The sequence below is a fragment of the Actinoplanes sp. NPDC051633 genome (genome assembly GCF_040681735.1).
Lineage (GTDB): Bacteria > Actinomycetota > Actinomycetes > Mycobacteriales > Micromonosporaceae > Actinoplanes.
On the sequence record NZ_JBFAZH010000181.1, the window covers coordinates 1 to 9,390 of the forward strand.

Consider the following 9,390-nt stretch of genomic DNA (forward strand, 5'->3'; position numbering starts at 1 on the left):
GGTCCCGGATGCACCTCTGGGCTACCACTCGAGGTGCCGCCTCCGTCGCGTGGCGGCCCGGCCGATCAGGGCTGGACGTCGACGGCGACCTCGTGGTGGGTGACGCGTTCGTCCCATCGGGTCAGGACGCGCCGCGCGGTGTCCTCCACGACAGCCAGGTCCGGATCGTCCCCGGCGAACCGGCGCACGTCATCCATGCCACCGAAGAGCGTGATCGACGTGAACAGCACCTCGTCACCGTCCTCACCACGCAGCAGACGGGCACCGCGGAACCCGGCAACCTGCCGCAGATGTTCGACCACCTCGGTCTCGTAGTGCCGCTGATACTCGCCGGCACCGGCCCCTGAAGCCCAGCCCCGCCAAACCCGTGCGATCACCACCCACTCCTCCCAGCCGCAGAACGAGCCTCACCCAGGCCACCAAAAAGTGGTAGCTCACCCACGCGTCAATGCCCCGCAGCGGTGGCTCGGCTACCACTCCCGGGCCCCACGCCGCCGCACACCCGAAACTGGTAGCCCACCCACGCGTCCACACCCCGAACCGGTGGCTCAGCTACCACTCCCGGGCCCCACGCCGCCGCACACCCGAAACTGGTAGCCCACCCACGCGTCCACACCCCGGACCGGTGGCTCAGCTACCACTTCTGATCCTCCGAGCCCTTCGGCGGGCCGCGCTTCGTCAGGGGACCGGGGCCGGGTGGATCGGGCGGTAGCGGGACCACCAGATGGCCAGGTCGTCGGCCGGCATCGGGCGCGCGTGGAACCAGCCCTGGGCCGCGTGGCAGCCCGCCGCCGCCAGCAGGCGCCAGGTGCGTTCGTCCTCCACGCCCTCCGCCACCACCCGCAGGCCCAGCGCGCCCGCCAGCGTGATCACCGAGTGGACGATCGCCGCGTCGCCCGGGTCGGTGGCCATGCCGAGGACGAAGGAGCGGTCGATCTTGACTTCGGAGAGCGGGAGGCGGCGCAGGTGCTGGAACGACGAATATCCCGTGCCGAAGTCGTCCAGGCTGATCGCTATGCCCATGCGGTCGAGGCGGGTGATCGTGTTCAGCACGCGGTGGGGGTCGGCCATCAGCGCGCTCTCGGTGATCTCCAGCTGCAGCATCGAGGGCGGCACGGCGTAGAGCTCCAGCAGGTGCTCGATCCGGTCGGCGATGTCACCGGCGTGCAGGTCACGCACGCTCACGTTGACCGAGGCCCGCACCGGACGCCCGACCGCCTGCCACGCGCCGAGCTGCGCGATCACCTCGCCGAGCACCCGCGATGTGAGCAGCCGCATCACCGGCGTCCGCTCGGCGACCCGGATCAGCTCCTCGGGGCCGACCAACCCGCGAACCGGGTGATGCCAGCGCAGCAGCGCCTCGACCCCCACCACCGCGCCGGTCGCCACCGCGATCTGCGGCTGGTAGAAGAGCGTGATCCCGTCGTCGCCGGCGTCCGACTCCAGCGCGCGGCGCAGGTCGGCGAGCAGGGTCAGCCTGTCCGGCGAGTGGTGCAGCGCGTCCGGGCCGTAGACCGCGACCTGGTCGCCGCGCTGCTTCGCGTCGTACATCGCCACCTCGGCCTGCCGCAACAGCGCCGCGCCGTCGCCGCCGCGCTCGGCCATCGCGATGCCGATCGAAGCGCTCACGTCCACCGCCATGCCTTCCAGCGCGAACGGCCGGCCCAGCGCCTCGGCCAGGTGACCGGCGATGCGGCGGGCCGCGGCCGGCCCGTCCACCCGGGTGGCCAGCACCGCGAACTCGTCGCCGCCCAGCCGCACGACGAGATCGTGCGGCGGCACCACGCCGGCCAGCCGTTGCGCCACCTCGACCAGCAGGCGGTCGCCGAGGGCGTGGCCGAGGGCGTCGTTGACCGTGCGGAAGCGGTCGATGTCGAGCAGCAGCAGGGCGAGCCGGCGATGCGGCACCAGGCCGGCCGCCATCGAGGCGTGCAGCGCGCGGCGGTTCGGCAGGCCGGTCAGCGCGTCGACCCGGGTGGCGCGTTCGGACTCGCCGGCCGACCGGACCATGCGGTGCACGGCGTGCAGGGCGAGGAGCACGAGGGGTACGAGCGCCGGCCCGCCCTCGGCGGCGGCGAGCACCACCGGCCCGAGCAGCAGCAGGGCCGCGGTTGCGAACAGCTCCACGCTCCACCGCCGCGCCCGCGGGGCACGCTGCGGCGACATGACGTGCGCCACCAGGGCGGCCAGGCCGTATCGGGCGGCCATCCACGCGACCGCCGCAACGACCGTCCAGAGCGCTTCAGCCCACGTCGAGCCGCCGCCGGACAGCCCGGGATCGAGACCGGTGGCCGCCGAGGCGCCGAGCCCGGCGATCGCCGCCACCAGCGCGGCCGCCGCCAGCGCCACCGCGTGCTGCCCCATCAGGTGCAGGGTGCGCCGCACCGGCCGCCGCATCCGCGCGGCGGCAACCGCGATCGCGGCGACCTGCACGGCCAGCGCCGGGATCAGCCCCCACGCCAGCACGATGGCGAACGTGAAGCAGATCGACGGCAGCACTATCGAGCTGGCCCGGCGGGTGGCCACCACGTACGGCCGCGCGTCCACCACGAGCGCGAGGCCGGCCATGATCCAGAACGCGGCCGGCAGCGCGGCGAAGTCGTCGCGCGCGACCGCCCAAAGGGCAGCGTCGAGGCAGACGGCCAGGACCGCGGTATGAAGCAGGGCGCGGCGCATGCGACCTCCACCATGGCGTCGACGACCGATGATCCTCACCATAGGCGGGCGAGAACATATCTACGCGAAACAGACTCGCCAGATATCAAATCGGAAGGCCCCGACGAACGCGCTATGCCCGCGAATTCACTCGTCCGTGGCCATCTCCGCCACCTCCCGGGCCGCGTCGGGCCCGTCGGACAGCAGCACCGCGAAGCCCTGCTCGTCGAGGACCGGCACCTTCAGTTGCAGCGCCTTGTCGTACTTGCTGCCGGGGTTGTCGCCGACCACCACGAACGCGGTCTTCTTCGACACCGAGCCGCTCACCTTGCCGCCGCGGGAGGTCACCGCCTCGGTCGCCTGGTCGCGCGAATGCGTCGCCAGCGTGCCGGTCACCACCACGGTCATACCGGCCAGCGGGCGCGGTCCCTCGTCGGTGCGCTCGTCCGCCATCTTGACGCCGGCCTCGCGCCACTTGCGCACGATGTCGCGATGCCAGTCGACGGCGAACCACTCCCGCAGCGACTCGCCGATCGTCGGCCCGACACCGTCGACCCCGGCCAGCGCCTCGGCACGCTCCGGGTTGGTGGCCGCCGCCTCGACCTCCTCGATCGACCCGAACTCGCGGGCCAGCGCCTGCGCCGCGGTCGGCCCGACGTGCCGGATCGAAAGCGCGACCAGCACCCGCCAGAGCGGGCGGGACTTGACCTCGGCGAGGTTCTCCAGCAGCTTCGTCGCGTTGCTGCCCAGGCTGCCGTCCTTGTTGACGAAGAACGGCGAGCGTTTCAAGTCGTCAGCGGTGAGCCCGAACAGGTCGCCCTCGTCGGTGATGACGCCGGACTCGAGCAGCGCGTGGGCCGCCTTGTAGCCCAGCACCTCGATGTCGAAGGCGCCCCGCCCGGCCAGGTGGAACACCCGCTCGCGCAGCTGCGCCGGGCAGGACCGCGAGTTCGGGCACCGGATGTCGACGTCGCTCTCCTTGGCCGGCGCCAGCATGGTGCCGCACGCCGGGCACTCCGTCGGCATCACGAACTGCCGCGCGTCCTCCGGGCGCAGGTCGATCACGGGGCCGAGCACCTCGGGGATCACGTCGCCCGCCTTGCGCAGCACCACCGTGTCGCCGATCCAGACGCCCTTGCGCTCGACCTCGCGCGCGTTGTGCAGGGTCGCCAGCCCGACCGTGGACCCGGCCACCTTCACCGGCTCGAGCACCGCGAACGGCGTGACCCGGCCGGTCCGCCCGACGTTCACGTCGATGTCGAGCAGCTTGGTGGTGACCTCCTCCGGCGGGTACTTGAACGCGATCGCCCAGCGCGGCGCCCGGCTGGTCGAGCCGAGCCGGCCCTGGATCGACACCGAGTCGACCTTGATCACCACACCGTCGATCTCGTGCTCGACGTCGTGCCGGTGCTCGGCGTAGTAGTCGATGTACTTCCGGACCCCAGCCATGTCCGAGACCTGTTTCCACCGGTCGCTCGTCGGCAGCCCCCAGGCCTTCAACGCCTCGTACGCATGCGACTGCGAGTCGGGCGTGAACCCTTTGCGCGCCCCGATGCCGTGCACCACCATGCGCAGCCCACGCGTGGCGGTGACCCGCGGATCCTTCTGCCGCAGGCTGCCCGCCGCGGCGTTGCGCGGATTGGCGAACGGCGCCTTGCCCTGCTCGACCAGCGATGCGTTGAGGTCGCTGAACGCGGACGCCGGGAAGTAGATCTCGCCGCGCACCTCGAGCAGCTCGGGCGGGTCGTCGCCGGCCAGCCGCTCGGGGATCTCGCGGATCGTCTTCACGTTGGACGTCACGTCCTCACCGGTGCGCCCGTCGCCCCGGGTCGCGCCGCGGACCAGCCGCCCCTTCTCGTACGTCAGGTTGATCGCCAGCCCGTCGACCTTGAGCTCGCAGATGAAGGTGGTCGGGCCGCCCGCGTCGCGCACCGTCCGGTCGGCCCAGGCCTGCAACTCGTCGAGGTCGAAGACGTTGTCCAGCGACATCATCCGCTCGGCGTGCTCGACCGGGGTGAACAGCGTGGAGAAGCTGCCGCCGACCCGCTGCGTCGGCGACTCGGGCGTACGCAGCGACGGGAACCGCTCCTCCATGGCCTCGAGCTCGCGCAGCTTCTTGTCGAACTCGGCGTCGGAGATCGTGGGCGAGTCGAGCACGTAGTAGCGGTATTGATGCCCGAGAAGCTCCTCGGCCAGCTCGGCGTGAGCGGCACTGACCTCTGACGGTGGATCTTCGGGCATCGCGGACCTCCGTGGCTCGACTTTCGAGGCTCACGTTAGTACCCGCCTATGACATTTCCCGGCCCACCGCGCTCTGCCGATCGGCTGACGCACCAGGCAGTTCAGGTGACCGGCGGGGTCGGTCAGGCCTCCACGAGACGACGACCGGCCTCCCGGCAGCCCTTCAGGGCACTGCGGACATAGCGGTCGCTCGCTCCCGCCAGGCCGCACGGCGGAGTCACGACGACCTGCTGCGGCAGCCGGGAGAGCGGGAAGCCGAGCCGCTTCCAGAGGGTCAGCACCCGCTCGGCGGTGACCTTGCCGTTCGTCTGGAACGCGCCGGCGAACAGGCCGAGACCGGCCTCCAGCAACTCACCGAGCGGGTCGAGCTCGGTGACCAGCGAGAGGTCGAGGGCGACGGCGGTGGCGCCGGCATCGCGGACGACCTGGAGCGGCACGTCCGGCGCGCAGCAGTGCACCACCACGGGTACGCCCACGGTCTCGACGATCGTGCGCAGCGCGGTGGCCGCGTCGGGCCCGTCGACCGCCCGGTACGCGCTCAGCCCACTCTCCGTCGGCACGCGCCCGGCGATCACGGCGGGCATCGACGGCTCGTCGATCTGCAGCAGCACCCGGGCCCGCGGCAGCCGTTTCTGCACATCGGCGACGTGCCGCCGTAGCCCCTCGGCCAGCGAGTCGGTCAGGTCCCGGACGGCGCCGGCGTCGCGCAGCAGCCGGCCGCCGATCGGCAGGTCCACGCTCGAGGCCAGCGTCCACGGCCCGGCCGCCTGGACCTTGATCGTCCCGGCGAACCGGTCGCCCTGCTCGGTCAGCTGGTCGAGATCGCGTTCCATCAGGTCGGCCGTGCGCCGCATGTCGGCGCCCGGGCGCGGCGCCACCTGCCACCGGCCGGCGTAGACCTGCACCGGCAGCTCGACCAGGAAGCCCGCGCTGCGGCCGATGATGTCGGAGCCCGGGCCGCGGGCCGGCAGCTCGGCGAGATGCGGGAGGTCGGGCAGCTCGCCGAAGATCAGCCGCTGCGCCTCGGCGATGTCCTCGCCGGGCAGCGACCCGATCCCGGTGGCCGAGCCGGCGGGCCAGGGAAAGTCAGCCATTTCCCGCGCCGGTGATCGTCGCCGAGCCGAGGACGATGTCGCCCGCCGGGTCCGTCCGGTATGCCACGAGGGCCTGGCCGGCCGCGATGCCTCGCGCCGGCGTGCGCAGCTGCGCGGTCACCGTGTCGCCGTCGACGGTCACCACACCGGGCACCACCTCGCCGTGCGCGCGCATCTGGATGTCGCACTCGATCGGGCCGCGGCCGGCGTGCCAGATCGGCCGGGCCGCGGTCACGACGGAGACCTCCAGGGCCTCGCGCGGCCCGACGGTGACGGTGTTGGTCACCGGGGTGATCGACAGGACGTAGCGGGGCTTGCCGTCGGCGGCGGGCACCCGCAGGTCGAGGCCCTTGCGCTGGCCGATCGTGTATGCGTACGCGCCCTCGTGCCGGCCCACGGTCGCGCCGGTGCGGGCGTCCACGATGTCGCCCGGCGCCTCGCCCAGCCGCTCCCGCAGGAAGCCCCGGGTGTCACCGTCGGCGATGAAGCAGATGTCGTGCGAGTCCGGCTTCTCGGCCACCGCCAGGCCCCGCTCGGCGGCCTCCGCGCGCACCCGGGCCTTGGTCGAGTCGCCCAGCGGGAAGATCGCGCGGTCCAGCTGTGCCCGGGTCAGCACGGCCAGCACGTACGACTGGTCCTTCGCCGGGTCGACGCTGCGCCGCAGCAGCCCGTCGGCGCCGAGCCGGGCGTGGTGACCGGTGACCACGGCGTCGAAGCCCAGCGCCACCGCACGATCCAGCACCGCGGCGAACTTGATCTTCTCGTTGCAGCGCAGGCAGGGGTTCGGGGTACGCCCGGCCGCGTACTCCGCCACGAAGTCGTCCACCACGTCGTCGTGGAACTGCTCGGCCATGTCCCACACGTAGAACGGGATGCCGATGACGTCGGCCGCCCGGCGGGCGTCCCGGGAGTCCTCCAGCGTGCAGCAGCCCCGCGCGCCCGTCCGGAACGTCTGCGGGTTCCGCGACAGCGCCAGATGCACCCCGGTGACGTCGTGACCGGCGTCGACGGCGCGCGCGGCGGCGACGGCGGAGTCGACCCCGCCGGACATCGCCGCAAGAACACGCATGGACTCACCCTATCGACTCAGCGGGTGAGCGTCCCTCGCAGGAGACTGTCGCCACTGTGCGCGGAGTTCCCGTCGTGCGCCTCGGCCGACACGTCGACCGTCCGATAGCGGTTCAGGTCGGTGCCGGGCGGGATCGGGAGCACCACCTCGGACCGGTCGCCGAGGCTGCCCAGCGACTGCATCTTGCCCGGCTCGTCCGGGTTCAGCAGCCAGACCTCGTAGTAGCCGGCGGTCAGCGGCAGGTTCGACACGTCCACCCGCAGCTCGTCGCCGGCCAGCACCTCAGCGTCGCCCCGCGCGCTCGGCGGCGCTTCCTTCAACGGCGCCAGCGTGGCCTGAGCGGTGACCGGCGGAGTGGCCGGCCGGGTCACCCACACCGTCCCGGCGACCGCGATCGTCGCGGCGACGGCAGCGGCCAGCACCGGCACGAGCCAGCGGCGGCGCGGAGCGCGGATCCGGACGGTGGGGACCGGCGCCGCCGTGGCGGCGGCGATCCCGTCCCACACCCGCTCCGGCGGCGCCGGCAGATCCACCAGCCCCTGCGTCTCTGCGCCCAGCGCGGCGACGTGCCGAAGCTCGCCCATCTCGGCGCGGCAGACGGCACACACCGCGAGGTGCGCGGTCTCGGTCTCCTCCGGCATGTCCTCAGCGAGCGCGAGAAGAACCAGCCGATCGGGTTCCAGATGCGGCACCGTCCACCTCCCATCGCCGTCGCAGGCTTGCCATTCCCCGTCGTATGTGACTTTTCACGGTGCCCAGCGGCAGGCCGGTCACCGCAGAGATCTGCGGGTGTGTCAGGTCGTCGTAGAACGCCAGCTCCAGCGTGCGCCGCTGCTCGGCCGGCAGGCCGGCCAGCTCGTCGGCGACCACCAGCCGGTCCAGCACGCGTTCCGGCGCGTCCTCGGGCGGTGGCGTGGGCAGCGCACGGACCGACTCCGCCACCCGCCCGTCCCGCTCGGCGGCGCGCAGCCGGTCGACCGCCTTGCGCCGGGCGATGCCGAGCAGCCAGCCCAGCATGCCGCCGCGCTCGGGATCGAAGGTGCCGCGCCCCTGCCACGCCGCCACGAAGGTCACCTGTGTGACGTCCTCGGCGTCGGCACGGTTCGCCAGTAGACGGCAGGCCAGGTGGAACACGGCGCCACCGTAGCGGTCGTAAGCGATCCGCAACGCATGTTCGTCGCCCGCACGGAAGTGCTCAGCGAGCTCGTGATCGGCGCTCATCGACCTCCCTCCGCCGTTCCCCTGCTTGATAGTTCGCCCGGTGGCCCGGTTGCGGATGCAGTTTTTCGAATTCGTGTGCATCCATCGACGCCATGCACGACGAAACAACCGGGTGTCCATCGACAACAACGAGGAGAACCCATCATGCGCTTCATTCGTCTCGCCGTCGCGGCGGGCGCCGGTGCCATCGGCCTGGCCCTGCTGAGCACCCCCGCGTATGCGGCCACGTCCCAGGTCTCCGTGGTGCACGGCATTCCCGGCCAAGCGGTCGACGTGTACGTGAACGGCGACAAGGCTCTGAGCGACTTCCAGCCCGGCAAGGTGGCCGGCCCGCTGAAGCTCGAGGAGGGCAGCTACGACATCGTGCTCACCAAGCCCGGCGACCCGGTGAGCAGCGCTCTGCTCAAGGTGGACAACGCCGAGGTGCCGGGCGGCGCCAACATCAGCCTGGTCGCGCACCTGAAGGCGGACGGCGACCCGACGCTGACCCCGTTCGTCAACGACATCAGCAAGCTCGACCCGGGCCAGGCCCGGCTGATCGTGCGGCACACCGCCGCGGCGCCCGCCGTGGACATCCGGGCCGGCGGCAAGCCGGTCTTCGAGGACGTGACCAACCCCAAGGAGGGCAAGGCCGACCTGCCGGCCGGCTCGGTCTCGGCCGACGTCGTGCTCGCCGGCACCGACACCGTGGCGATCGGCCCGGCGGACCTCAACCTCGGCGAGGGCACCGCGACCATCGTCTACGCCATCGGCTCGGCCGAGGACGAGACCCTGGCGCTGACCACCCAGACCATCAAGGGCCTGCACTCGGCGCCGGGCGGCGTGCCCAGCGGCAGCGGCGGCCTGACCGACCAGGGCCCGTCCGCACCGTGGTACGCCGTCGCGGCCCTCGGCCTGATCCTGGTGACGTTCGGCATCCGGCGGCTCGCGCGTTGAGACGAGCCGTCCTCTGCATCGCCTCCGGTCTGGCGTTGCTGATCACCTTCGGCGTGGTGGCGTGCCAGAGCGCGCCCCCGTCGTCGGTGGGCACGGAGAACGTGACCGCCCTCGCCTCGCCGTCTTCAACGCCTCCGGTCTCCCGGAAGAGCTCGGCGCCGACGGTGGCGAGGG

8 protein-coding genes are annotated in these 9,390 nt (G+C 72.4%); 1 reads left to right on the forward strand and 7 read right to left on the reverse strand.

The features are described from left to right. Nucleotides 1-65 precede the first annotated feature (65 nt). The 7 genes from AB0M20_RS13260 to AB0M20_RS13290 form a co-directional block, all read right to left on the reverse strand. Nucleotides 66-377: an antibiotic biosynthesis monooxygenase gene (locus AB0M20_RS13260; protein WP_364297671.1), complete on the reverse strand. Its 312-nt coding sequence runs from the start codon at nt 375-377 to the stop codon at nt 66-68. Between the two features lie 301 nt (nt 378-678). Further along, nucleotides 679-2,568 carry an EAL domain-containing protein gene (locus AB0M20_RS13265; protein ID WP_364297685.1) on the reverse strand — a complete coding sequence of 630 codons (1,890 nt, stop codon included), beginning with the start codon at nt 2,566-2,568 and terminating at the stop codon, nt 679-681. Nucleotides 2,569-2,802: 234 nt separating this feature from the next. Continuing rightward, nucleotides 2,803-4,896 (reverse strand): NAD-dependent DNA ligase LigA, encoded by a 2,094-nt coding sequence (gene ligA, locus AB0M20_RS13270; RefSeq protein WP_364297673.1) that lies wholly within the window; start codon nt 4,894-4,896, stop codon nt 2,803-2,805. Between the two features lie 122 nt (nt 4,897-5,018). Then, complete coding sequence (locus tag AB0M20_RS13275; RefSeq protein WP_364297675.1) at nt 5,019-5,990, reverse strand: methionine synthase; 972 nt, start codon at nt 5,988-5,990, stop codon at nt 5,019-5,021. Further along, nucleotides 5,983-7,059, reverse strand: coding sequence for a tRNA 2-thiouridine(34) synthase MnmA (gene mnmA / locus AB0M20_RS13280; protein WP_364297677.1), 1,077 nt, complete (start codon nt 7,057-7,059; stop codon nt 5,983-5,985). Before mnmA ends, AB0M20_RS13275 begins: the two co-directional genes overlap by 8 nt. A 17-nt stretch (nt 7,060-7,076) precedes the next feature. Then, nucleotides 7,077-7,751 carry an anti-sigma factor gene (locus AB0M20_RS13285; RefSeq protein WP_364297679.1) on the reverse strand — a complete coding sequence of 225 codons (675 nt, stop codon included), beginning with the start codon at nt 7,749-7,751 and terminating at the stop codon, nt 7,077-7,079. Then, nucleotides 7,705-8,280 (reverse strand): sigma-70 family RNA polymerase sigma factor, encoded by a 576-nt coding sequence (locus tag AB0M20_RS13290; protein WP_364297681.1) that lies wholly within the window; start codon nt 8,278-8,280, stop codon nt 7,705-7,707. The genes AB0M20_RS13285 and AB0M20_RS13290 overlap by 47 nt, the downstream gene beginning before the upstream one ends. Before the next feature lie 144 nt (nt 8,281-8,424). Between AB0M20_RS13290 and AB0M20_RS13295 the strand changes: the two genes are divergently transcribed. Continuing rightward, entirely contained in the window at nt 8,425-9,216 is a 792-nt protein-coding gene (locus tag AB0M20_RS13295; protein ID WP_364297683.1) for a DUF4397 domain-containing protein, read from the forward strand. Nucleotides 9,217-9,390: the final 174 nt, after the last annotated feature.

Excerpts from the sequence above, each read along its gene's own strand:
- AB0M20_RS13275 (WP_364297675.1), bottom strand. The coding sequence starts at position 5,990 with ATGGCTGACTTTCCCTGGCCCGCCGGCTCGGCCACCGGGATCGGGTCG.
- mnmA (WP_364297677.1), bottom strand. The coding sequence starts at position 7,059 with ATGCGTGTTCTTGCGGCGATGTCCGGCGGGGTCGACTCCGCCGTCGCC.
- AB0M20_RS13265 (WP_364297685.1), bottom strand. The coding sequence starts at position 2,568 with ATGGCCGGCCTCGCGCTCGTGGTGGACGCGCGGCCGTACGTGGTGGCC.
- AB0M20_RS13290 (WP_364297681.1), bottom strand. The coding sequence starts at position 8,280 with ATGAGCGCCGATCACGAGCTCGCTGAGCACTTCCGTGCGGGCGACGAA.
- ligA (WP_364297673.1), bottom strand. The coding sequence starts at position 4,896 with ATGCCCGAAGATCCACCGTCAGAGGTCAGTGCCGCTCACGCCGAGCTG.
- AB0M20_RS13295 (WP_364297683.1), top strand. The coding sequence starts at position 8,425 with ATGCGCTTCATTCGTCTCGCCGTCGCGGCGGGCGCCGGTGCCATCGGC.